This window comes from Stenotrophomonas sp. Sm2128 (genome assembly GCF_030985535.1).
Lineage (GTDB): Bacteria > Pseudomonadota > Gammaproteobacteria > Xanthomonadales > Xanthomonadaceae > Stenotrophomonas > Stenotrophomonas maltophilia.
In genome coordinates this window covers 1-20600 of sequence record NZ_JAPTFQ010000082.1, presented here as the reverse complement: position 1 = coordinate 20600, position 20600 = coordinate 1, and the positions used below count along the sequence as shown (strand labels likewise).

General features: G+C 68.2%; 23 protein-coding genes. 16 read left to right on the top strand and 7 right to left on the bottom strand.

Annotated elements, in window-relative coordinates:
* Positions 1–169 precede the first annotated feature (169 nt).
* The 5 genes from O0K41_RS18885 to O0K41_RS18865 all read left to right on the top strand — a co-directional run bounded on the left by O0K41_RS18885 (position 170) and on the right by O0K41_RS18865 (position 4859).
* On the top strand, positions 170–808 hold the full coding sequence (locus tag O0K41_RS18885) for a PepSY-associated TM helix domain-containing protein (RefSeq protein WP_164221503.1): 639 nt from the start codon (positions 170–172) through the stop codon (positions 806–808).
* Positions 809–834: 26 nt separating this feature from the next.
* Positions 835–1353 carry a DUF2271 domain-containing protein gene (locus O0K41_RS18880; RefSeq protein ID WP_005408420.1) on the top strand — a complete coding sequence of 173 codons (519 nt, stop codon included), beginning with the start codon at positions 835–837 and terminating at the stop codon, positions 1351–1353.
* A 75-nt stretch (positions 1354–1428) separates the two neighbouring features.
* Positions 1429–2232, top strand: coding sequence for a DUF4198 domain-containing protein (locus O0K41_RS18875; RefSeq protein ID WP_005408419.1), 804 nt, complete (start codon positions 1429–1431; stop codon positions 2230–2232).
* Between the two features lie 54 nt (positions 2233–2286).
* Positions 2287–3258, top strand: coding sequence for an FAD:protein FMN transferase (locus tag O0K41_RS18870; protein ID WP_164221505.1), 972 nt, complete (start codon positions 2287–2289; stop codon positions 3256–3258).
* On the top strand, positions 3255–4859 hold the full coding sequence (locus O0K41_RS18865) for a sulfite reductase subunit alpha (protein ID WP_164221507.1): 1605 nt from the start codon (positions 3255–3257) through the stop codon (positions 4857–4859). Before O0K41_RS18870 ends, O0K41_RS18865 begins: the two co-directional genes overlap by 4 nt.
* Positions 4860–5052: 193 nt before the next feature.
* On the opposite strand, the gene O0K41_RS18860 is transcribed toward O0K41_RS18865, so the two are convergent.
* From O0K41_RS18860 to O0K41_RS18845, 4 genes are all read right to left on the bottom strand, one after another.
* Complete coding sequence (locus O0K41_RS18860) at positions 5053–5661, bottom strand: HutD family protein (protein ID WP_049448597.1); 609 nt, start codon at positions 5659–5661, stop codon at positions 5053–5055.
* Positions 5662–5695: 34 nt separating this feature from the next.
* On the bottom strand, positions 5696–6421 hold the full coding sequence (locus O0K41_RS18855; protein ID WP_005408415.1) for a murein L,D-transpeptidase catalytic domain family protein: 726 nt from the start codon (positions 6419–6421) through the stop codon (positions 5696–5698).
* Between the two features lie 17 nt (positions 6422–6438).
* Entirely contained in the window at positions 6439–7524 is a 1086-nt protein-coding gene (locus tag O0K41_RS18850) for a L,D-transpeptidase (RefSeq protein WP_212560556.1), read from the bottom strand.
* Positions 7525–7876: 352 nt separating this feature from the next.
* Positions 7877–8164, bottom strand: a complete 288-nt coding sequence (locus O0K41_RS18845; protein ID WP_043034217.1) for a helix-hairpin-helix domain-containing protein — start codon at positions 8162–8164, stop codon at positions 7877–7879.
* 238 nt (positions 8165–8402) lie between these two features.
* Between O0K41_RS18845 and O0K41_RS18840 the strand changes: the two genes are divergently transcribed.
* The 4 genes from O0K41_RS18840 (at position 8403) to murU (ending at position 12031) form a co-directional block, all read left to right on the top strand.
* Positions 8403–9896, top strand: a complete 1494-nt coding sequence (locus O0K41_RS18840) for a M20 family metallopeptidase (RefSeq protein ID WP_005408412.1) — start codon at positions 8403–8405, stop codon at positions 9894–9896.
* Positions 9897–9964: 68 nt separating this feature from the next.
* Complete coding sequence (locus O0K41_RS18835; protein WP_005408411.1) at positions 9965–10234, top strand: GlsB/YeaQ/YmgE family stress response membrane protein; 270 nt, start codon at positions 9965–9967, stop codon at positions 10232–10234.
* Between the two features lie 64 nt (positions 10235–10298).
* A complete protein-coding gene (locus tag O0K41_RS18830) occupies positions 10299–11324 on the top strand; it encodes a phosphotransferase (protein WP_123958285.1) in 1026 nt (341 codons plus the stop codon).
* Positions 11321–12031, top strand: coding sequence for an N-acetylmuramate alpha-1-phosphate uridylyltransferase MurU (gene murU, locus O0K41_RS18825; protein WP_123958284.1), 711 nt, complete (start codon positions 11321–11323; stop codon positions 12029–12031). The genes O0K41_RS18830 and murU overlap by 4 nt, the downstream gene beginning before the upstream one ends.
* A 489-nt stretch (positions 12032–12520) precedes the next feature.
* Here murU and hda read toward each other — a convergent pair whose 3' ends face one another.
* The 3 genes from hda to O0K41_RS18810 are packed head-to-tail and all read right to left on the bottom strand — an operon-like array spanning position 12521 to position 15533.
* Positions 12521–13228: a DnaA regulatory inactivator Hda gene (gene hda / locus O0K41_RS18820; protein ID WP_005408408.1), complete on the bottom strand. Its 708-nt coding sequence runs from the start codon at positions 13226–13228 to the stop codon at positions 12521–12523.
* Positions 13228–14397 carry an AI-2E family transporter gene (locus tag O0K41_RS18815; RefSeq protein WP_005408407.1) on the bottom strand — a complete coding sequence of 390 codons (1170 nt, stop codon included), beginning with the start codon at positions 14395–14397 and terminating at the stop codon, positions 13228–13230. Before O0K41_RS18815 ends, hda begins: the two co-directional genes overlap by 1 nt.
* The gene (locus O0K41_RS18810) at positions 14394–15533 is read right to left on the bottom strand and encodes a DUF2066 domain-containing protein (RefSeq protein ID WP_049403272.1); all 1140 of its coding nucleotides are present in this window, start codon (positions 15531–15533) and stop codon (positions 14394–14396) included. The genes O0K41_RS18815 and O0K41_RS18810 overlap by 4 nt, the downstream gene beginning before the upstream one ends.
* 99 nt (positions 15534–15632) lie before the next feature.
* Here O0K41_RS18810 and purM point away from each other — a divergent pair, with 99 nt between their 5' ends.
* The 7 genes from purM (at position 15633) to O0K41_RS18775 (ending at position 20557) form a co-directional block, all read left to right on the top strand.
* Positions 15633–16691, top strand: a complete 1059-nt coding sequence (gene purM, locus O0K41_RS18805) for a phosphoribosylformylglycinamidine cyclo-ligase (protein ID WP_043034199.1) — start codon at positions 15633–15635, stop codon at positions 16689–16691.
* Positions 16692–16714: 23 nt separating this feature from the next.
* A complete protein-coding gene (locus O0K41_RS18800; protein WP_005408404.1) occupies positions 16715–17203 on the top strand; it encodes a hypothetical protein in 489 nt (162 codons plus the stop codon).
* Positions 17200–17622 carry a hypothetical protein gene (locus O0K41_RS18795; RefSeq protein ID WP_005412507.1) on the top strand — a complete coding sequence of 141 codons (423 nt, stop codon included), beginning with the start codon at positions 17200–17202 and terminating at the stop codon, positions 17620–17622. The genes O0K41_RS18800 and O0K41_RS18795 overlap by 4 nt, the downstream gene beginning before the upstream one ends.
* A gap of 41 nt (positions 17623–17663) precedes the next feature.
* Positions 17664–18326 carry a DUF2238 domain-containing protein gene (locus O0K41_RS18790; RefSeq protein ID WP_049397533.1) on the top strand — a complete coding sequence of 221 codons (663 nt, stop codon included), beginning with the start codon at positions 17664–17666 and terminating at the stop codon, positions 18324–18326.
* On the top strand, positions 18323–18982 hold the full coding sequence (gene purN, locus O0K41_RS18785; protein WP_005412505.1) for a phosphoribosylglycinamide formyltransferase: 660 nt from the start codon (positions 18323–18325) through the stop codon (positions 18980–18982). Before O0K41_RS18790 ends, purN begins: the two co-directional genes overlap by 4 nt.
* Positions 18983–19049: 67 nt before the next feature.
* Positions 19050–19871 (top strand): DUF3108 domain-containing protein, encoded by an 822-nt coding sequence (locus O0K41_RS18780; protein WP_005412504.1) that lies wholly within the window; start codon positions 19050–19052, stop codon positions 19869–19871.
* 2 nt (positions 19872–19873) lie between these two features.
* Positions 19874–20557: a DUF3108 domain-containing protein gene (locus tag O0K41_RS18775; protein ID WP_005408399.1), complete on the top strand. Its 684-nt coding sequence runs from the start codon at positions 19874–19876 to the stop codon at positions 20555–20557.
* Positions 20558–20600: the final 43 nt, after the last annotated feature.

Below are 20600 nucleotides of genomic sequence, written 5' to 3'. Positions count from 1 at the left end.
GTGGGGCGCCACCGCTTCATCCACGCATGGCCTGGATCTACCGATCGGTAGTGCCGGCCGCTGGCCGGCAACCCGCAATGCCTGCTCCCGGGATACAGAACGATACGCAATTGCGAGCTATTCTCATCAATGATGTAATGGGCAGTCCTCGTCCGCCTCGAACCGTGCCGTGAGCCGTCCTGCCTCCTCCACCGTGCAGCAGCAACAGAACCGTGGCTTCTGGCTGCGGACGCTGCACCAGTGGCACTGGATCAGCTCGGCGGTATGCCTGATCGGCATGCTGCTGTTCGCGGTGACCGGCCTGACCCTCAACCATGCCGCGAAGATCGAGGCCAAGCCCGAGGTGCAGAACCAGCATCTTGAACTGCCGGCCGCGCTGCTTGGACAGCTCGGCACGCGCGAAGACGGCAACGCACCGATTCCGCGCCCTGCCCGGCAGTGGCTGAACACGCAGCTTGGCATCGCCATCGGCGGGCGACCGGCCGAGTGGTCGCCCGAAGAGATCTACCTGTCGCTGCCCCGCCCCGGCGGCGACGCCTGGCTGAGCATCGATCGCGAGACCGGCGCGGTGGAATACGAATCGACCTCGCGCGGCGCGGTGTCCTACCTCAACGACCTGCACAAGGGCCGCAACGCGGGCCCGGCGTGGGGCTGGTTCCTGGACCTGTTCGCCGTGGCCTGCCTGGTGTTCTGCATCACCGGCCTGTTCCTGCTGCACCTGCATGCGCGGCAGCGGCGCATGACCTGGCCGCTGGTCGGCCTCGGCCTGATGATCCCGCTGCTGATCGCCCTGCTGCTGATCCACTGACTTTTCCCCCTTTCCGGAGCCGCCCCATGCGCGTCACCCTGACCATCGCCCTCAGCGGCCTGCTGGCCACCTCGCCGGCCTATGCCACCACCCTCGACATCAACGTCGAAGTGCCCAAGCTCAACGTAGCCGAATACCACCGCCCGTATGTGGCCGTGTGGCTGGAAGGCGCCGACCAGAAGGTCGCGGCCAACCTGTCGGTCTGGTATCAGCAGACCAGCAACAGCGAAGGCCATGGCACCAAGTGGCTGCCCGACCTGCGCCAGTGGTGGCGCAAGAGCGGCCGCACCCTGCAGGTGCCGGTGGATGGCGTGACCGGCCCGACCCGCCCGGCCGGCAAGCACGCGCTGTCGTTCAACGACAGGCAGCCGGCACTGAAGCAGCTGGCCCCGGGCAACTACACCCTGGTAGTGGAAGCGGTGCGCGAAGTCGGCGGTCGCGAACTGCTGAAGATCCCCTTCACCTGGCCAGCCACCGCCGCGCAGAACGGCAAGGCGCAGGGCGCCACCGAACTGGGCCAGGTCACCCTCGCCGTCAAACCCTGAAAAGGGGACGGAGGGGATTAAGTCGTAATCCCCTCGCCCTTGTCGCATTACCCCGCATCCACTGGAGTCTTCCGCATGAAGCGCACGCTCGTCCTCGCCGCCGCCCTGGCCGCTGCCCTTCCCTTCTCCGCCCTGGCCCACAAGGCCTGGCTGCTGCCCTCGCAGACCGTGATCGCCGGCAACGCGCCGTGGATCACCGTCGACGGTGCGGTCTCCAACGACCTGTTCTACTTCAACCACGTGCCGCTGCGCCTGGAATCGCTGGTGATCACCGCGCCGGACGGCAGCACCGTGCAGCCGCAGAACGCATCCACCGGCAAGTACCGCAGCGTGTTCGACATCGAACTGAAGCAGCCGGGCACCTACCGCATCGCGTCGGTCAATGACGGCCTGTTCGCCACCTACGAGCAGAACGGCGAGCGCAAGCGCTGGCGCGGCAGCGTTGCCACCTTCGGCGAACTGCCGAAGGACGCGAAGAAGCTGGAAGTGAGCCAGTCGGTCGGCCGCGTGGAGACCTTCGTCACCAACGGCGCGCCGAACGACACCGCGCTGAAGCCGACCAACCGTGGCATCGAGCTGGTCGCCGTCGGCCACCCGAACGATCTGTTCGCCGGCGAGGAAGCCACCTTCCGCGTGCTGGTCGACGGCAAGCCGGCGGCCGGCCTGGAATTCGAGATCGTGCGTGGTGCCACCCGCTACCGCAACGCACAGGACGAGCTGAAGGTCACCAGCGATGCCAAGGGCGAGATCAAGGTGACTTGGCCGGAAGCCGGCATGTACTGGCTGGAAACCGGCACCGAGGACAACAAGACGTCGGTGAAGCAGGCCGCCAAGCGCCGCCTGAGCTACGTCGCCACGCTGGAAGTGCTGCCGCAGTAATGACGCGGACCGCGATGCCGGGCAACCCCGGCATCGCACCCGCAACGCATCACCATGACCGATTCCCTGCTCGACATCGCCCGCCTCGGCGGCACCACCATGGGCACCACCTGGAGCGTGTCGCTGGTCGCGCCGCGCCAGCGCGACCTGCACCCGCTGCACGCCGGCATCCAGGCGCGGCTGGACGAAGTGGTCGCGCAGATGAGTACCTGGGAGCCCGGTTCGGACCTGAGCCGCTACAACCGCGCCGACGCGGGCCAATGGTGCGTGCTGCCGGCCGAGACCCGCCACGTTCTGGCCTGCGCACAGGCGATCGCGTCCACCAGTGGCGGCGCCTTCGATCCCACCGTCGGTCCGCTGGTTGCCCTGTGGGGCTTCGGTGCACATGCCGGTGAACGCCGCCAGGCCGACGACGCTACCCTGCAGGCCACGCGCGATCGCTGCGGTTGGCAGCGCCTGCAATGGCAGGACGATGCGCTGCTGCAACCGGGTGGGCTGGAACTGGATCTCTCCGCGATCGCCAAGGGCTTTGGCGTCGACCATGTCGCTGCGTGGCTGCGCACACAGGGCATCACTGCCGCGCTGGTCGAAGTCGGCGGCGAACTGGCCGGCTACGGCCGCAAACCGGACGGCCAGCCATGGCGCGTGCTGGTGGAGTCCGCGCCGGAAGAAGATGCGCACACCAATACCCCGCTGCGGGTGCTGGCGCTGGAGGGCAAGGCGGTGGCCACCTCCGGCGATCGCTGGCACCAGTACCAGGTCGATGGCGAGGCCTACAGTCACAGCCTGGACCCGCGTTCGGGCAGACCGGTGCGCCAGGTTGCCGCGGCAGTCACCGTGGTGGCCGACGACGCCATGCACGCCGATGCCTGGGCCACCGCACTGACCGTGCTGGGCCGCGAACAGGGCATGGCGCTGGCCGAACGCGAAGGGCTGGCTGCGCGCTACCTGCAACGCGCAGCGGACGGCCCGCAGGAATTCCTCAGCAGCGCCTTCCAGCGCCTGCTCGACGAGCAGAGCCCATGAGTACCCGGCCGTCGCGCGCGTGGCTCGGCAACGCGCTGGTCCTGCTTCTGCTGGCGCTGATCGGCTGGGCGCTGCTGCGCCTGCACCTCGGTGAAGCCTGGTGGCATGGCGCGCCACCGGCGCGGCAGTCTCAGATCGCGGTACTCGCCACGGCGCTGTATGCGCTGGCCTGCGTTGCGCTGTGGTGGCGTGGGCGCCCGCGCGACGATGCCGCAAGCGGAGACTCCGCGCCCATCCTGCTGGCCTGGTCCAGCCAGACCGGCTTTGCCCGCGAACTGGCCGAACGCAGTGCCGAGGCCCTGCGCGGTGCCGGCGTGCCAGCGCGCGTGCGCGGACTGCATGAGGTCGACGCCGTGTTGCTGGCCGGCAGCCAGCGCGCGCTGTTCATTGCCAGCACCACCGGCGAAGGTGATCCGCCCGACCACGCCCTGCCGTTCCTGCGCGGGGTGATGGCCACGCCGCCCTCGCTGCAGCATCTGCACTACGGCGTGCTCGCACTGGGCGACCGCAGCTATGGCCACTTCTGCGGATTCGGTCACCAGCTCGACCAATGGCTGCGCCAGCACGGCGCGCATCCACTGTTCGATGCAATCGAAGTCGACAACGCCGATCCGGCGGCGCTGCGCCATTGGCAGCAGTTGCTGGGACAACTCGGCGGTAACGCCAGCGAACTGCCCGACTGGAGTCCGGCCGAGTACCAGCCGTGGACGCTGCTGCAGCGCGAGCATCTGAACCCCGGCAGCCCCGGCGGCCCCGTGTATTGGTTGCGCCTGCAGCCCCCAGCCGATGCAGATGCGCAATGGCAGGCCGGTGACATCGCCGAGATCGGCCCACAGCACGCATCGCACACCGTGCGTGCCTGGCTGGACACACAACGCTTTGACGCGGACATCGTGCTGGATGACGGACAGACGTTGCTGGCACGCGTCGCGCGCTCGCACCTGCCCTCATTGGTTCCCCCGGGTGATCTGCCTGCATTGCTGGCGACCCTGCAGCCGCTGCCGCATCGCGAGTACTCGATCGCCTCGGTGATGGCCGACGGTGCGGTGGAGCTGCTGCTGCGCCGCCAACTGCGCGCCGATGGAACACCGGGCATCGGCAGTGGCTGGCTGTGCGAACACGCGGCCATCGACGAACCGGTGCAGCTGCGTCTGCGCCGCAACGACAATTTCCATGGCGTGCCCGCCGATGTGCCGCTGCTGCTGATCGGCAACGGCACCGGCATCGCCGGCCTGCGCGCGCACCTGCACGAACGTGCCCGGAGTGGCGCGCGCCGCACCTGGCTGCTGTTCGGTGAGCGTACCGCCGCGCACGACTTCCACTTCGGTGAAGAACTGCAGGCGATGCTGACCGACGGCACGCTGGCGCGGCTGGATGCGGTGTTCAGCCGAGATGGCGGCGCGCATCGCTATGTGCAGGACCGGCTGCTGGCCGAAGCGGCAACGCTGCGGCAGTGGGTGGATGAAGGCACGACGATCCTGGTCTGCGGCAGCCTGCAGGGCATGGCCCCGGCGGTGGATGCGGTGATCGAGCAGGTGTTGGGTACTGCGGGCAAGGAAGCGCTGTTGCTGGCCGGTCGTTACCGGCGCGATGTGTATTGAGGTTGCCCCATCCACGCATGGCGTGGATCTACTGAACGCACCGACGCCTGCGAACCGCCCTCTTGTGGGTGCGAACCGCGTTCTGGTGGGTGCGAACCGCTTCTGGTGGGTGCGAACCTTGGTTCGCACCATGACGCGGCATCGGCGGCCGCAGCCACGCCATGCGTGGATGGCGCCCACCGGCGCCCAGCAATCATCCCGCTGCTGCACTGACCCGTATCGCCAGCAACTCGCCACCGCCCTGCAACGCGTGCCGCTGACGTTCGCCGGCCGCCAACCATGCGGTATCGCCCGCCTGCAGCGCCGGCAGCCCGCTGTCGGCACCAAACTCCGCCTGACCGGCCAGCAGATGCAGCGCCCAGGCCACGCCCGGTTCGCAGAAGAAGAACATCGCGCCCACCAGCGGCCGGTGCAGCAGTTCGGCCTGCAGCAGCTCGCGCTTCCACATCAGGTTGAAGTCGTGGGTGATGCCGGCCACCAGTTCGCCGTGCAATGTTTCCTCGCCCGCAAAGCGCACCCGCCCATGCGGTGGCAACACTTCGGCCACGCGGCCATCGTCGAAGCGCAGACGCACGCCATTGCCCTGCAGCAACACCAGTTCACGCTCCACGCCGGGGAAGGCAGAGAACGCGGCATCCTGTTCGATTTCGGCCACCGACAGGCGCAGCGCCCAGTCATCCCCCTGCGCGGGCAGGCGCAGGATCTCGCGGGTCCAGCCCAGGCCGTTGCGCCAACGTTCGCGGCGGTAGTCCAGGCTGGAGATCACCTGGCTCGGAGTGTGCAGCAGGGAGTCGATGTTCATCGGCGCATTGCATCATGCCGCGCGCCGTCGTGCATCACCGCGTGGCGAGCGTGCCCTGGCCACCGCACCCGCCGGCCAGCAGCTGCGAGTGCTTCAGCCAATCCTGGTCGGGGTAGTAAGCAAACACCATCGTGCCGCCACGCAACGCATCGATCAGCGGCCTGGCCACCGACAGGCGCACCGCCGGGCAACCCAGGCTGCGGCCCAGCCGCCCCTGCAGCTGCGCGGCAGCCGGGTTCACGTATGGCGCACCATGGATGACGATGGCTCGGTCACGCGCGCGGTCGTTGAAGCCCGGTTCCAGCCCGGCCAGGCGCAGCGAATATCCATTGCCACCCATGTAGGTCTCCTGCGCGGTGAACGCGCCGAGGCTGGACATGAAACTGCCATCGCGGTTGGAGAAGTGCTCGGTGCGGTTCTCGCCACTGTTGCGGCCATGCGCCACCCACTCCTCGAACAGCAGGCGCTGGTGGGCCAGGTCGAACACCCACAGGCGCGGCTCGGTGGACGGGCGCGAATAGTCGATCACGCTGAGGCGATCACCATTGATGCCCAGTTCCGGCCGCTGCAGCGCACAGCGCATGGCGTGCGCCGCCAGCTGCAACACGTGGCGGTCGGCCTTGGGCGCACTGCGCGACAGCAGGGCAGCCAGATCATCGGCGCTGGTGGCAAGGGCGGGCGTCTGTGCCAGCGCCGGGGCGCTGGCCGAGGTCGCCAGCAGGCCGAACGCGGCCAGCCGGCACAGGCGGGATGCAGTCATGGGCACAACGAGGGCACTCAGTTGCCCTTGAGGGTGGACCCTGGCGGCTCGGATTCCAAGACCGGCTGCATTCCGGATTCAGCCGGGCTTGGGCGGACCGCCGGCAGCGAGGTCACCAGCAGGGTCGTGCCCGGCACCAGCACCTGGTACAGCTGGCGGGCGAAATCGGCCGGCAGCGCCATCGGCAGCGAAGGCGTGGCCAGCAGGTCCGGCGTGGCCTGGGCACGGTCCTGGCCCAGCAACGGGTAGGCCGTCCACTGGTGCAGGCGCTGGTTCACGTCCAGCGGGCTGGGGGTGTCGCTGTAACCCTGCCCCATCACGAACAGCGTGGTGCCCTGGAACGCCGGCAGGGCGTCAGCCTTCAGCGGCGACTCGCCGATCATCACGCCATCGCGCAGCACGTACAGGCGCTGGTCGTGCAGGCTGACCAGGATGCCGACCTGCCCGGCCGGCGCCGCGCTGTCGTCCCACCAGGCCTGTGCCGGGGCTCCGCCCTCGGCCTCCGGCAGGGCCTGGCCGCGCGCGTTCACCGGCGCCAGCACCGACGGATAGGCCAGGGTCATCGGTGAGCTCTTGGCATCGGCCACGACCACGGTATCGCCGCGCTGGGTTTCGCTGAACAGCTTCTGCGCGAAGGCCTGCGGCAGGCGCACGCAGCCGTGCGAGGCGGGATGCCCGGGCAGGCTGCCGCCATGCAGGGCGATGCCGTCCCAGGTCAGCCGCTGCATGTACGGCATCGGCGCGCTGTTGTAGAGGTTGGACCTGTGGTCCTTGTCCTTCTGCAGGATGGTGAACACGCCGGTTGGCGTCTCGTGCCCGGCCTTGCCCGAGCTGATCGTGGTCAGGCCGATGGCAATGCCGTTGCGGTAGACGTAGGCGCGCTGCTCATCGAGGCTGACCACCAGCACGATCGGGCCGGTCGGCGAGATTTCCGGATGCCAGAGGTATTCGCCCGGCTTGAGGTCGGTCGGCCCGCGCACTTCAGCGCTGCTGGCTGCGGCAGCCGTGGGCTTGGCAGCCGCTGTCGGCGCAGCGGCATGGGCCAGCAGCGGCAGGGCCAGTGCAAGGGCGAGCATCAGGGTGGTGGGGCGGAGCGGGAGCATCCAGCGGGGGTCCTTTCCATGCGGTGCGGCCACCGTACACCATCGGCCCGTGGTGGCCGCGGCAAAACCAGGCGCCGGAAATGAAACTGCCCGGCGACACAGCCATGTGTCGTACCGGGCAATCGTTACGTCCTTGTCGGCCTGCTGCCGCCCCCTCGCATCCTGCGCTGTGGGGGTAGCGTTGCATCCTGCACGCGGCCGCGTCTGTCCTGCTTGTATCTCAGCCCCTTCCACAGGTCTGTGATGCCACCATCCTGGTGATTGGTGCCGCGTCCTGCGGCGGTCGGTGGTCACGGCCGTCCTGTCCGTGACCGCTGAACCAGCTTCCTGCCGGTTCCGACGATTCCTGCTGTCAGCGCCTCGGTACGGTTCGCACCGGTACCGATCCGGGTACCGGATCCGCCGGCAACAACCTGTTGCCTACGGTGATCCGCTGTCGATTCCGTTCGACGATTGCTTTCCCTATCCCCTTCACCTGCGTCAGGTCCTCGACGCGATGAAACGGGCCGTGTCTGCGCCGGTGCTCGACGATCGCCTCGGCCTTGGCGGCTCCGACCATCGTCAATCCCTGCTGCAGCGCCTGGGCATCGGCGCGGTTGATGTCGATCGGTTCGGCGGCATGCGCCCCAGCGATCCCCATGACCAGCACCAGTGCCCTCAACACGACAAACCAAGGCACAACGTGTATCTCCTTGTGATTCTGGCCGCCCCGACCGGCAATCCCGTCGGTAGGAACAGTGTCCGTCACCACATGCACACAGCCTATCGGTTTCCCGGATTTCCGTAAGCCAGCCAAATACCCGACGTGATGTAGGAAAAACCCTACCCGTGGCACAGGCGTAGAATGGCCGGATCAGCCCATGCAACCGGAGTTTCAGATGGACAGCGCCAAGCTCGGCCAATTCGTCAATGACAAGTGGGACAGCGAGATCGTCCCGCAGTTGGTCGACTACATCCGCATTCCCAACAAGTCGCCGATGTTCGACGCCAATTGGGTGCAGAACGGCTACATGGAACAGGCGGTCACGCTGATGGAGAACTGGGCCAGGGCCCAGCAGCTGCCCGGCCTGAAGGTTGAAGTGGTGCGCCTGGAAGGCCGTACCCCGCTGATCTTCCTGGAAATTCCGGCCACCGGCGCCGAGACCGGCGACGACACCATCCTGCTCTACGGCCACCTGGACAAGCAGCCGGAAATGACCGGCTGGGACGACGACCTCGGCCCGTGGACCCCGGTCCTGCGCGGCGACAAGCTGTATGGCCGCGGCGGCGCCGATGACGGCTACGCCATCTTCGGCTCGCTGGCCGCCGTGCTGGCGTTGCAGGCCCAGGGCCTGCCGCACGCCCGCTGCGTGGTGCTGATCGAAGCCTGTGAAGAGTCGGGCAGCTACGACCTGCCAGCCTACGTCGACCACCTCGCCGACCGCATCGGCAAGCCGTCGCTGGTGGTCTGCCTGGATTCGGGCTGCGCCAACTACGACCAGTTGTGGTGCACCACCTCGCTGCGCGGCCTGACCGGCGGCAATTTCACCGTGAAGGTGCTCAACGAAGGCGTGCATTCCGGCGATGCCTCCGGCGTGATCCCGTCCAGCTTCCGCCTGCTGCGCCAGATCCTTTCGCGCATCGAGGATCAGGAGACCGGCCGCATCCTGATCGACGGCATGAACGTCGAGATCCCGGCCGAACGCCTGGAACAGGCCAAGCGTGCCGCCGAAGTGGTGGATACCGAGATCTTCGAGAAGTTCCCGATGGTCGACGGTCTGCGCCCGATGAACGAGGACCTGACCGAGCTGGTGCTCAACCGCACCTGGCGCCCGGCGCTGTCGGTCACCGGCGTCGGCGGCATGCCGCCGCTGGAATCGGCCGGCAACGTGCTGCGCCCGCAGACCTCGGTGAAGCTGTCGCTGCGCCTGCCGCCGACGGCCGATGGCAAGACCTGCGGCGAGCTGCTGAAGGAAGCGCTGCTGCGCGACCCGCCGAACGGCGCGCAGGTCACCCTGGACCTGGAAAAGGCCTCCACCGGCTGGAACGCCCCGGCCATGGCGCCGTGGCTGACCCAGGCCATCGACGACGCCAGCCAGGCCTTCTTCGGCAAGCCGGCGATGTACATGGGCGAAGGCGGCTCGATCCCGTTCATGGGCATGCTGGGCGAGAAGTTCCCCGGTGCCCAGTTCATGATCACCGGCGTGCTCGGCCCGCACTCCAATGCGCACGGCCCGAACGAGTTCCTGCACATCCCGATGGGCAAGAAGGTCACCGCCTGCGTGTCCAAGGTGATCAGCGAGCACTACGCGGCCAGCCTGCGCGGCGAGACCAGCGGTTCGCCGGTGGCTGCCGACAGCGGCACCCGCCACGGCGACCACGGCTGCTGCTGATCCGGCACCCGTGACGGACGCAGCCAGGCCTTGCTAGGCTGCGTCCACCCTTGGCGGAAATCGCGCGCATGAATGGTCTGTTCGGCAGCAGCAGCTGGCTCTACATCATCCTGGTCGGCTTCTTCGTCGGCCTGCTCGGGCGTTTCTTCATGCCCGGCAACAACCGCATGGGCTGCCTGCTGACCATCGTGCTGGGCATCCTTGGCGCCCTGGTGGCCGGCTGGTTCGGCCAGTACATGGGCTGGTACGCCCCCGGTGAGCCGGCCGGTTTCCTCGGTGCGGTAGTGGGTGCGGTGGCCGTGCTGGCCGTGCTGCGCCTGTTCAGCGGCCGTCGCTGACCCCGTCCCTCCTTCCCTTCCTGTTCCCGACGTTGGCGCGCCCGGCGCGCCCGGATATGCCTGCATGACCGAACCCGCCTCCGATCCCCAGCGCAGCGCGCAGCGCCTGCAGTGGGCCCGTACCCAGCTTGATGATGCCAACGCGGTGGTCGAACGCGCCTCGGTCGATGCCGGCATGCGCAGTTACTGGCGCACCACCAGCACGCGCGGCAGCCACATCGTGATGGATGCCCCGCCGGGGCTGGAAGATCCGAGGCCGTGGCTGCGCATGCGCGGCCTGCTGCACGACAACGGCCTGCGCGTGCCCATGCTGCTGGCGCAGGATCTGGATGCCGGCTTCCTGCTGCTGGAAGATCTCGGCGGCCCGACCCTGGCCAGGATCCTCGACGAGCGCAATGCCGATGAATGGTTCGGCCGTTCGATCGAACAGCTGCTGCGCCTGCAGGCGATCCCGGTGCCGGCCGACTTCGGCCAGTTTGGCGAGGCGCTGCTGCAGCGCGATGCCGGCCTGTTCGACGAATGGTTCCTGCAGCGCCACCTGAACCTGGAGCTGGACTGCGGCGAGATCGAAGGGCTGCAGCTGGTACACCGCCGCTTGATGGACAACGCGCTGGGCCAGGCCCAGCTGATGACCCATCGCGACTACATGCCGCGCAACCTGATGCCGGTCGACGATGGCCCCGCAGTGCTGGATTTCCAGGACCTGGTGCGCGGCCCGATCGCCTACGATGCGGTGAGCCTGTTCAAGGACGCGTTCCTTAGCTGGCCGCTGGAGCGTGTGGACGAGTGGCTGGCGCAGTACCACGAGCGTGCCCGTGACGCCGGCCTGCCGGTGCCCGACCGCGCCACCTTCCTGCGCGATGCCGACTGGATGGGCATCCAGCGCCACGTGAAGATCCTGGGCCTGTTCTGCCGGCTGCGTTACCGCGACAACAAGGGCCATTACCTCGACGACGCACCGCGCTTCATCACCTATCTGGATGAAGTGCTGCCGCGCTATCGGGAACTGGCACCGCTGCAGCAGCTGCTGGACGAGCGCATCAAGCCGGCGCTGGCCGAGCTGGGTGCACCGATGCGCGTGGCCCGATGAAGGCGCTGGTCTTTGCCGCCGGCCTCGGCGAGCGCATGCGCCCGCTGACCCTGCACACGCCCAAGCCGCTGCTGGAAGTGGCTGGCAAGCCGTTGATCGTCTGGCACCTGGAACGCCTGGCCGCACTCGGCGTGCGCGAGGTGGTGGTCAACACCGCATGGCTGGCCGAACAGTTCCCGGCGACGCTGGGCGATGGCAGCCAATGGGGCCTGCACCTGCATTTCCTGTACGAAGGAGCGACCCCGCTGGAGACCGGCGGTGGCATCCTCAACGCCCTGCCGGCGCTGGGCGATGCCCCGTTCCTGGTGGTGAACGGCGACATCTGGACCGATTTCGATTTCGCCACGCTGCCGCGCGAGCCGCGGGGCCAGGCGCACCTGGTGCTGGTCGACAATCCGGTTCAGCACCCGCACGGTGACTACCGCCTCGATACGCAGGGGGTGCTGCACCACGATCGCGAAGGACCGTGCCTGACCTATGCCGGCATCGGCGTGTACCGTCCTTCGATCGTGGCCGACTGGCGCACGGTGATCGGCGAGGCGCCGGGCAGCGAGCGGCTGCCGCCGAAGTTCTCGGTGGTGCCGCTGCAGAAGCATTTCATGGCGGAGGGGTTGATGACCGGGCAGCACCATCGCGGGCGCTGGACCGATGTCGGCACCGTGGATCGGCTGCGCGCGCTGGATGCTGAGTTGGCGGCGAACGGCTGAGCCCCTCGTGGCTGGACTCATTGAAAGCAGAAGCCGTGCTTGGCCGGTCGGGGTGGGCTGCGCAGGGGACGCTGCAAGTACGTCCATGTAAGCTCGGTCGCCGCATCCATGCGGCTCACGCCCCTGCGCAGCCCACCCCGACCGGCCTCTGACAGTTTCCGTGCGCGTCCAGCCACGGAAAAGAAAAAAGAAAAGCAAAAGCGGGTCGCTTCGCTGCGCTTGCTCTGGTGACGACCAAGGTCGACACCCACCAACAGCAGTCAGCAGTGCAGTACGCAGTCCCGGCAGATCGCGGCCAACTGTCGAAGGCGGGGTGGGTCCGGTTGCGGGGGCGTGAGCCGCATGGATGCGGCGACCGAGCTTACATGGACGTACTTGCAGCGTCCCCCGCAACCGGACCCACCCCGCCATCCCACGGAGATGGCCAGCTTTTGACGTTGACGTTGATTCGGCGGGTGCAGGGCGCAGCCCTGCAAACAAACCCCACCCTCAGTAGCGGGGCCGGCCTTCTTCCAGCACCTGGCGCAGGAACGGCACGGTGATCCGCCGCTTCGCCGCCAGCGACTCGCGGTCCAGCCAGTCCAGCAGCGTGATCAACCCACCCAGCTCGCGCCCGGTGTGCGACAGCAGCCACTCGATGGATGCCTCGTCGATCGCCAGGCCGCGTCGCAGCGCGCGTTCGCGCAGCACCGCTGCCCGCCCCTCCTCATCCAGCGGCTGCAGCAGCACGCGCACGCACTGGCCCAGCCGTGAACGCAGGTCCGGCAGCACCAGGCCCAGCGCTTCCGGGGCCTTCTGCGCCGTGTACAGCACGGTCACGCCTGCAGCGCGCGCGCGGTTGTGGAAATCGAACAGCGCGATCTCGTCGTCGCGGTTGCCGGCAACCTCGTCCAGGCCGTCCAGCGCCACCAGCTCGCGCGCTTCCAGCCCATCCAGCGCCGCACGCACGCGGCCGGCCGCACTGGCCAGCGGCACATAGGTCGGCAGGCGCCCTGCCTGCTCGGCGCTGGAACACATCGCCAGCGCCTGGTGGGTCTTGCCCGTGCCCGCCGCACCTTCCAGGTAGACCCAATCGTGGCTGGCACCCACCGCGATCGCGCGCAGCTGCGCCAGCGCGCCATCCGGCGCGCCGATGAAGGTCTCCAGGCGCTGGTCCCGCGGGTAATGCAGGGCCAGCGGCAGTTGCGGCACACCCATCACTTCAGGTCGGGGCCTTTTTCGTTCGGAACGATGATATGGGGCGCATCGACCACGCCGTCAAGCACGATTGCCGGCTTCTCGCCCACGTACAGCTCGCTCTGGCGGTAACGCTGGTGCGCGTAGCGCAGCAGCACGTTGGTCACCGCCGCCACCGGCAGCGCCAGCAGCATGCCGAGGAAGCCGAACAGCTGGCCGCCGGCCATCACCGCGAAGATCACCGCTACCGGGTGCAGGCCGATCTTGTCACCGACGATGCGTGGGGTCAGCACGTAGCTCTCCAGCAGCTGGCCCACGGTGAACACCACGCCCACCAGGATCAGCAGCTTCAGGTCGAAGCCCTGTGCCTGCACCAGCGCGGCGATCACCGCCATCAGCACGCCGGTGGTCGCGCCCAGGTACGGGATGAAACTGATCAGACCGGCAATCAGGCCAATCAGCAGGCCCAGCTTGAGGCCGACCAGCGACAGGCCGCCGGCATAGATCACGCCCAGTGCCAGCATCACCAGGAACTGGCCGCGGATGAACGCACCCAGCACCTCGTTGGACTCACGCGCCAACGCGCTGATGGTGCCAATGTGGTTGCGCGGAATCACCGACGCCACGCGCTCGACCAGCTTGTCCCAATCACGCAGGAAGTAGAACGCCAGGATCGGCAGCAGCAGGATGTTGACCACCCAGGTCACCATCGCGAAGCCGGAGCGCGAGACGTAGCCCATGAACGTGGTGGCGAAGCCGCCGGCCTGCTGCCAGTGGCTGCGCACCCATTCGATCAGGCGGTCCGGGTCCAGCCACTGCATCACTTCCAGGCCGGTCTTCTGCTCGAACCAGGGAATCCCCTTCTCCATCAGCCACGCCTGTGCCTGCGGGGCAACCGCGATCAGGGTGGTGATCTGGCGCTCGATCATCGGTACCAGCACCAGCAGCAGCGCCACGATCACCAGCACCATCGCCGCGAACACCAGCACCACGCCGGTCATGCGCGAGCGACCGGTGGCCTCGATGCGGTCCACCAGCGGGTCACCCAGCCAGGCCAGCGCCAGCGCCAGCACGAACGGGGTCAGGATCGGCGCCAGCAGCCACACCACCCAGCCGATCAGGCCGGCGAACAGGATGTATTTCAGGCGGCGCAGGAACTGCGCGATTTCCGCTTCCGGGGTCAGAGTCATCGCAGGCGGTACTCGTTGCTGACCGGGGCGGCCACCGGGGTACCGGTGGTGTCGTCGATCGGAGCGGGCAGGGCCGGCAGCGGAGCGCTCGGCACCAGCACGCCGTTGTCGCCCAGCATGCGGTTGAAGCCGGCCAGGCCGGTGGTCATCTCCAAGTTCAGCTCCAGCTGGCCAGCCGAGGCATGCAGGGGGGTGACATTGCGCACCACCGGCACCTCGCGCAGGCCGGCGGCCAGACGCAGGTAGTCGTCGGCGCTGTTGATGCCGGTGACCACCACACGGTAGGTCCCGGCCTGACCGACGGCGGCGCCGGCCTTGGCATAGCGTTTGACCAGCGCATCGGCGGCGCCGTCGGCACCGGCCGCCATCGCGCGCATGGCGTTGGCGTCCTTGCTGGTCCACTTGTTCAGTTCACGGCCGTTGTCGACGAACACCCAGTCCGCCTGCCAGCCGCCATTGGCGCGGTACAACTTGCCGATCAGCTGCATCGGCGGCGAGTAGCGCGAGGAGGCACGGGCCACGGCGGCACTGTCCTGGCGCCAGATCGCACCCGCCAGCGCCTGTTCGGCGGCGCCACCACTGGGCAGGCCCAGCTTGTAGCCGCGCTCGATGGCGCGGTTCAGCAACGGCCGGGCGGCGTTGGCCTGCTGCACGCTGACCAGGCGCGGGCCACTGCCATCGTCGACGGCCAGCCACAGCACCGGCTTCGGTCGCGGCTGCGGCCACAGCGGCAGGCCCAGCGCCGACACCAGCGAGTCGACATCATCCTCGCGGAAGCGGGCCACCAGCAGGGTACGGAAGCTGGGGGCGCCACTGGCGCCCACGCTCTGGTCCTGCTTGTAGTCGTAGCTGGCCACGTAGTCCTTGGCGTTGCGCAGCGCCTGCACCACGCCGGGGCGGGACATCACGCTGCGGTCGCCGGACAGCTTGCCCAGTACCACGCTCAGGGCGCGGGCCAGGGCGCCGTTGCGATCGGCCTCGGCTTGGCTGTTGACGGGCACTTCGGCCTCGTACGCGCCACTGGCGGTGGCGACATCACCCTCGGTGCGAAGGCCGCTCTGGGCCATCGTGGCCACCGGCAGGCTCAGCGCAAGGAGCAGGGTCAGAATCAGGCTGCGGCGCATCAGGACATCCATTGGCTCGACGTATCCGGGGGAATTGTTGCCCGAATACGGCCTTTGCGCCAATGCGGCCTGTTAAAATCGCCCGTTCAACCCCTGCCAGCGCCGACGCCCGTGACCAACACCCCGTCTTCCGCCCCCTCCCCCCTCACCTACCGTGACGCGGGGGTCGACATCGACGCCGGCAATGCGCTGGTCGAGCGGATCAAGCCCCTGGTCAAGCGCAGCTTCCGCCCGGAAGTGATGGGCGGCCTGGGTGGCTTCGGTGCCCTGTTCGACCTGTCCAACAAGTACCGCGAGCCGGTGCTGGTGTCGGGTACCGACGGCGTGGGCACCAAGCTGAAGCTGGCCCACCAGCTGAACCGCCACGATACGATCGGCATCGACCTGGTCGCCATGTGCGTGAACGACGTGCTGGTGCAGGGCGCCGAACCGCTGTTCTTCCTGGACTACTTCGCCACCGGCAAGCTGGACATCGACACCGCCGCAGCGGTCGTGGGCGGCATCGCCAACGGCTGCACCGAGGCCGGCTGTGCGCTGATCGGCGGCGAAACCGCTGAAATGCCCGACATGTACGCCCCCGGCGAATACGACCTGGCCGGCTTCACGGTCGCCGCAGTGGAGAAGAGCGAGCTGAAGGACGGCGCCAGCGTGGCCGCCGGCGACGTGCTGATCGGCATCGCCTCCTCCGGCCCGCACTCCAACGGCTACTCGCTGGTGCGCCGCATCTACGACCGCGCCGGTCGCCCGGCCGATCTGGAACTGGAAGGCGGCGTGAAGCTGGTCGATGCGCTGATGGCACCGACCCGCCTCTATGTGAAGCCGATCCTGTCGCTGCTGAAGTCGCACGGCGAGGCCATCCATGGCATGGCCCACATCACCGGCGGCGGCCTGACCGAGAACATCATCCGCGTAGTGCCCGACGGCCTCGGCCTGGACATCCAGGCGTCGTCATGGGCCCTGCCGCCGGTGTTCCAGTGGCTGCAGAAGGAAGGCGCGGTGGCCGACAGCGAGATGTGGCGCACCTTCAACTGCGGCATCGGCTTCGTGCTGATCGTCGCAGCGGACCAGGTGGCTGCCGTTTCCGATGCAGTCAAGGCGCAGGGCCTGGAGCACTGGACCATCGGCCAGGTGGTCACCGCCGAAGGCGCCGAACGCGTCCACATCGGCTGACGCCGGCAACCCAGGAGCCCCGCATGGACGCAACGCCCCCTTTGTCGCCCGCCCCCGTGCCGCCGCCGCTGGCGACGGTACCGCCGTTCAGCGCGCAGGATGCCGACCACCTGCGCATGCTGGCCATCGCACACTACGTGGTCGGTGGCCTGATCGTGCTGTTCTCGCTGATCTTCATCCTGCACATCGTGATCGGCATCGCCGCGTTGACCGGCAGCCTGCCGATGAAGTCCGGCGGCGAGCCCTCCTCGCTGGAGGAACAGCGCCTGATGGGCTGGGTGTTCACCGTTCTCGGCTGCGTCGTCGTGTTCGGTGGCATCACGCTGGGCGCGTTCGTGGCCTATGCCGGCCGCTGCCTGTCCCGCCGCCGTCGCCATCTGCTGTGCCTGATCGCGGCTGGCCTGGCCTGCCTGTTCACGCCGGTCGGCACGGTGCTGGGGGTGTTCAGCCTGATCACCCTGCTGCGCCCGCAGGTCAAGGCCGCCTTCGACCTTCCCGCCGCGACCGCATGACCGCCTCCGGCAATCCACCGCCGCTGCCGCATCAGACCCTGGCACAGCTGCAGCTGACCAGCCATCTGCAGACACTGAGAGTGCTGTTCTACGCCCTGGCCGGTTTCCACTGGGTCGCCGCAGTGGCGTTCCTCGGCCTCAGCGGCTGGGTGGCCCAGTCGCGCGGGTTGGAGGATGCCTGGATGCTGACCACGGTCTATGCGTCCATCGCCGTGCTGGCCGCCGTGCTGGGGTTCGTGCAGCTGCACACCGCGCGCCAGCTGTCACATCGCACCGGGCTGGCCTGGTGCCAGCGCGCGGCGTGGCTGGGCGTGCTGGCTGGACCACTGGGCATGGCGTTGGCCGCCTATGCCTGGGTGTTCCTGTCCAAGCCGGAAATGGCTGCGCTGTTCGACCGCGGTGATCACCTCAGTGCCTGAACCTGCCGGCAGACGCCCCGTCCTCATCTGATCGATTTCCCATGTCCGCGCCTGCCCTCCCGACGTCTGATTCGCCCACCACCCGCCGCTTCCCGGTCCCGAAGAAGTGGGCTTTCGCTGCCGTACTGGCGGTCTTCGCGATCAGCTGGATCCACCCGCTGTGGCCCATCGAGCAGGCCCTGCACAGCACGCTGACCGTGGTCGGTCTGGCCGCCCTGCTGTGGGTCGACCGCCGCGGCGGCTGGCTGGGCAATGGCGCCTTCATCGCCATCTGCGGCTTCATCGCCCTGCACTGCGTGGCGGCGCGCTGGCTGTATTCCAACGTGCCCTACGACGCCTGGGCGCAGATGCTGACCGGCTGGTCGCCGAATGCGGCCTTCGGCTGGCAGCGCAACCATTTCGACCGCCTCATCCACTTCCTCTTCGGCGTCTGCTTCACCCCCGCACTGCTGCAGCTGGCCCGTCATGCGTGGCCGGCGCTGCGCCTGGGCCAGGCCTTCACCCTGGCGGTGATGACGGTGATGTGTGCCAGCCTGGTCTACGAATGGTTCGAATGGGCCATCGCGCTGGCGCTGTCGCCGGATGCCGCCGAAGCCTACAACGGCCAGCAGGGTGACATGTGGGATGCGCATGCCGACATGCTGATGGCGACCGTCGGCAGCCTGCTGACCTGGCCTCTGATCCGCCGGAGTTCCCTGCAATGACCGCCCCAACCCGCATCGCTGTGCTCGCCTCGGGCCGCGGCAGCAACCTGCAGGCCATCCTCGACGCGATCGGCAGCGGCCGCCTGCCGGCCGAGGTGGTCGGCGTGTTCTCCGACCGCCCCGCCGCAGAGGCCCTGCTGCGTGTCGATGCCGGCCTGCGCTGGGCGCATGCACCGAAGGAATTCAGCGACCGCGCCAGCTACGAGCAGGCGCTCGGCGATGCGCTTGCCGCGGTACAGCCGGACTGGATCGTCTGTGCCGGCTACATGCGCATCCTTGGTCCGGCCTTCGTGCAGCGTTTCGATGGCCGCCTGGTCAACATCCACCCGTCGCTGCTGCCGCTGCACAAGGGCCTGGACACCCACGCGCGGGCGCTGCAGGCCGGTGACGCCGAGCATGGCGCCAGCGTGCACCTGGTGGTCCCCGAACTGGATGCCGGCGCGGTGCTGGCGCAGGCCCGCGTGCCGGTGCGGCCCGGCGATGACGCGCAGGCGCTGGCCGCACGCGTGCTTGCGGTGGAGCATCCGCTGCTGATCGCCACACTGCAGCTGCTGTGCGAGGGCCGCCTGGCTGAACGGGAGGGTCAGCCCTGGCTGGACGGTCACCCCCTGTTTAGCCCCTTGGCCCTAGATTCCGCCGGAAACCTGAACCGGTAACGCTCTTGCACACGCCCCGCTGACTGCGGGGCTGGCATCCTGCCCCCTCCTGCGGTTCCTGTCCTCCATGAAGACCACGACGCTGCTGTCCACTTCACTGCTGTTGTCGCTTGCCGTGCTTCCCGCTGTGGGCTGGGGCCAGGCGCAGCCGCCTGCGGCTTCACCGCCGCCCACACCCGCTGCGCTGCCACCGAACGAGCCCAGTGTGCCGCTGTTGCCGGCACTGGCCTGGGAGCCGCCGCCGCTGCAGCCGTTCACCGCCACCTACCAGGCCTTCTACAAGGGCAAGGAAGCGGGTGATGCCAGCATGCAGGTCACCCACACCGGCGGCAGCCAGTGGCGCGTGGACATGCAGGTGGTCGGCCGCCGCGGCTTTGCCAGCGTGCTCGGTCTGAACATCGAGCAGAGCACGGTGTTCGAGGAGCGCAGTGGCGTCTACGCACCGCTCAGCCAGAGCACGGTGCGCAAGGGCCTGTTCCTGGGCAAGAAGGCCGTGGGCACTTACAACTGGCAGGCCGGCACCGCGCAATGGACCGGCGACGTCAAGAAGGAGCGCGCGCAGCCGATCCCGCTGCGGGCCGGCGACCAGAGCGCGCTGCTGATCAACCTGGCGATCATGCGCGATGCGCGTCCGGGCGCCACCATGCATTACCGCTACGTGGACATGGGCAAGGTCCGCGAACACGACTACCAGGCCGCGCCGCAGACCGAGAACGTCGAGGTCGGCGACCTGTCCTACAACGCGCTGCGGGTCTACCGGACCAACGGTGGCAGAAACGAAACCATTCTCTGGATCGCCAACGGTGTCCCCACCCCGGTGCGCATCCTGCAACGCGAAGACGGCGAAGACCGCGTCGACCTGCGCCTGATCGAATACCAAGGAGTCTGAGCATGAATACCCTGACCCGCCCCCTCACCTGGATCGCAGCCGCTGCCCTGACCGTGGCCAGTCTGCCGGCCATGGCGCTGGAACCGTTCAAGGCGGATTACCTGGCCAGCTACATGGGCATGCAGGCCAACGGCACCATGACCCTGGCCAGCGAAGGCAGCAACAAATGGCGCTACAGCCTGCAGGTGAAGAACCAGCTGGCCGACCTCAGCCAGAGCACGGTGTTCGAGGAAGTGCGTGGCCAGCTGCGCCCGCTCAGCAGCCAGGACCGTTCGGCACTGCTGGTGAAGAAGCGCAACGTGCAGGCCAACTACAACTGGACCAGCAACCAGGCCACCTGGACCGGCGACATCAAGCCGGACCGTGCGGGCCCCATCGCGCTGAAAGCAGGCGACATGGACGCGCTGCTGATCAACCTGGCGATCGCCCGTGACCTGGCCGCCGGCAAGCCGCTGACCTATCGCATGGTGGACGAAGGCCGGATCAAGAACATGACCTACCGCGTGATCGGCAAGGAATCGATCACCGTGGCCGGCAAGAGTTACGAGGCGACCAAGGTCTCGCGCGCCGATGGCAACAAGGAGCTGATCGCCTGGATCGTGCCGGACTTCCCGGTGCCGGCGCGCATGCTGCAGCGTGAGAGCGGCCGCGATGCGCTGGACCTGACCATCAAGGCGATGAACTGAGTGCCGGGGTCGGATCCCATCCCCTCGGGGATGGGCTCCGACC

Coding starts and splice junctions, on each gene's coding strand:
- O0K41_RS18830 (WP_123958285.1), top strand. CDS start 10,299: ATGACCGAACCCGCCTCCGATCCCCAGCGCAGCGCGCAGCGCCTGCAG.
- O0K41_RS18815 (WP_005408407.1), bottom strand. CDS start 14,397: ATGACTCTGACCCCGGAAGCGGAAATCGCGCAGTTCCTGCGCCGCCTG.
- O0K41_RS18775 (WP_005408399.1), top strand. CDS start 19,874: ATGAATACCCTGACCCGCCCCCTCACCTGGATCGCAGCCGCTGCCCTG.
- O0K41_RS18860 (WP_049448597.1), bottom strand. CDS start 5,661: ATGAACATCGACTCCCTGCTGCACACTCCGAGCCAGGTGATCTCCAGC.
- murU (WP_123958284.1), top strand. CDS start 11,321: ATGAAGGCGCTGGTCTTTGCCGCCGGCCTCGGCGAGCGCATGCGCCCG.
- O0K41_RS18790 (WP_049397533.1), top strand. CDS start 17,664: ATGTCCGCGCCTGCCCTCCCGACGTCTGATTCGCCCACCACCCGCCGC.
- O0K41_RS18875 (WP_005408419.1), top strand. CDS start 1,429: ATGAAGCGCACGCTCGTCCTCGCCGCCGCCCTGGCCGCTGCCCTTCCC.
- O0K41_RS18810 (WP_049403272.1), bottom strand. CDS start 15,533: ATGGATGTCCTGATGCGCCGCAGCCTGATTCTGACCCTGCTCCTTGCG.
- O0K41_RS18865 (WP_164221507.1), top strand. CDS start 3,255: ATGAGTACCCGGCCGTCGCGCGCGTGGCTCGGCAACGCGCTGGTCCTG.
- purN (WP_005412505.1), top strand. CDS start 18,323: ATGACCGCCCCAACCCGCATCGCTGTGCTCGCCTCGGGCCGCGGCAGC.
- O0K41_RS18855 (WP_005408415.1), bottom strand. CDS start 6,421: ATGACTGCATCCCGCCTGTGCCGGCTGGCCGCGTTCGGCCTGCTGGCG.
- O0K41_RS18800 (WP_005408404.1), top strand. CDS start 16,715: ATGGACGCAACGCCCCCTTTGTCGCCCGCCCCCGTGCCGCCGCCGCTG.
- O0K41_RS18835 (WP_005408411.1), top strand. CDS start 9,965: ATGAATGGTCTGTTCGGCAGCAGCAGCTGGCTCTACATCATCCTGGTC.
- O0K41_RS18840 (WP_005408412.1), top strand. CDS start 8,403: ATGGACAGCGCCAAGCTCGGCCAATTCGTCAATGACAAGTGGGACAGC.
- O0K41_RS18780 (WP_005412504.1), top strand. CDS start 19,050: ATGAAGACCACGACGCTGCTGTCCACTTCACTGCTGTTGTCGCTTGCC.
- O0K41_RS18845 (WP_043034217.1), bottom strand. CDS start 8,164: ATGGGGATCGCTGGGGCGCATGCCGCCGAACCGATCGACATCAACCGC.
- O0K41_RS18870 (WP_164221505.1), top strand. CDS start 2,287: ATGACCGATTCCCTGCTCGACATCGCCCGCCTCGGCGGCACCACCATG.
- O0K41_RS18850 (WP_212560556.1), bottom strand. CDS start 7,524: ATGCTCCCGCTCCGCCCCACCACCCTGATGCTCGCCCTTGCACTGGCC.
- O0K41_RS18795 (WP_005412507.1), top strand. CDS start 17,200: ATGACCGCCTCCGGCAATCCACCGCCGCTGCCGCATCAGACCCTGGCA.
- hda (WP_005408408.1), bottom strand. CDS start 13,228: ATGGGTGTGCCGCAACTGCCGCTGGCCCTGCATTACCCGCGGGACCAG.
- O0K41_RS18880 (WP_005408420.1), top strand. CDS start 835: ATGCGCGTCACCCTGACCATCGCCCTCAGCGGCCTGCTGGCCACCTCG.